This window comes from Candidatus Nebulibacter yamunensis, assembly GCF_024208055.1.
Taxonomy (GTDB): Bacteria; Pseudomonadota; Gammaproteobacteria; order Francisellales; family Francisellaceae; genus Caedibacter; species Caedibacter lacustris.
Genome location: NZ_JAMBMW010000057.1, coordinates 1 through 902, shown reverse-complemented (window position 1 = coordinate 902; position 902 = coordinate 1). Strand labels below are relative to the sequence as shown.

1 protein-coding gene is annotated in these 902 nt (G+C 40.6%); it reads left to right on the top strand.

What is annotated here, in order from left to right; all coding sequences use genetic code 11:
- Window positions 1–129 precede the first annotated feature (129 nt).
- Window positions 130–902 (top strand): Ig-like domain-containing protein (locus tag M1V25_RS10260; protein WP_498843223.1); only part of this gene is annotated, 773 nt, incomplete at its 3' end.

Here is a 902-nt window from a genome sequence, read left to right as displayed (position 1 = left end):
CTGTTAAACGACGAAACTCATCTGCTGCTAACTTGTTTATCGTTTCCCATCTCATTGATCATATCCACCTTTAATTTTTAAATAGCTATTTTGCTAGATTAAATACGGTTTGGAAAGAACTCTAATGGATTGTCTGTCAGTGATGTGGATGGTAATTTAGAAAGTGCTCGTTTACAAGTCACTAATGGAAGGTTAAATATTACGTTATCAGGCGCTACGGTAATCAGTGCCGGTAGCAATGGCAGCAGTGATTTGACGCTAACGGGTACGCAAACGGATATCAATGCTACACTTGCAAGTTTGATTTATCAGGGCAATCTTAACTTCAATGGCAGTGATACGTTGACGGTGACAGCAACAGATGATATGGCGTTCACCAGGACTCAGAGTATCGATATCACAATTCATGAGGTAGCGGATTTACCAACAGGTACAAACAAAACGATTACAATCGATGAAGATAACACTTATGTATTGAGCGTTGCTGATTTTGGCTATAGTGATCCAGAAAACGACGCATTTACTGAAGTGAGAATTACAATACTTGAGAGCGCTGGGGCTTTGAAATTCAATGGCGTAGATGTAACCCTTAATCAGCTGATCACGAAGGCAGATATTGAGAATGGTTTATTAACTTTTACCCCTGCCAATAATGGCAATGGAGTGAGTTATGCAAGTTTTAATTTTAGAGTGAGAAACGCGCTAGAAGAAGCGGCAACAGGTGCAACGATAACCTTTGATGTCACTCCCGTGAATGACGCACCAAGTATCAGTGGTTTAACCGCTTCATCAACTTATACAGAAAGTGCGGCAGATGATAGCATAAGTCCAATCAAATTGGTGTTAGATCAGAATCTTTTCTTGGATGATGTGGAGGATGTCGGCTTTACCGGAGCAACAGT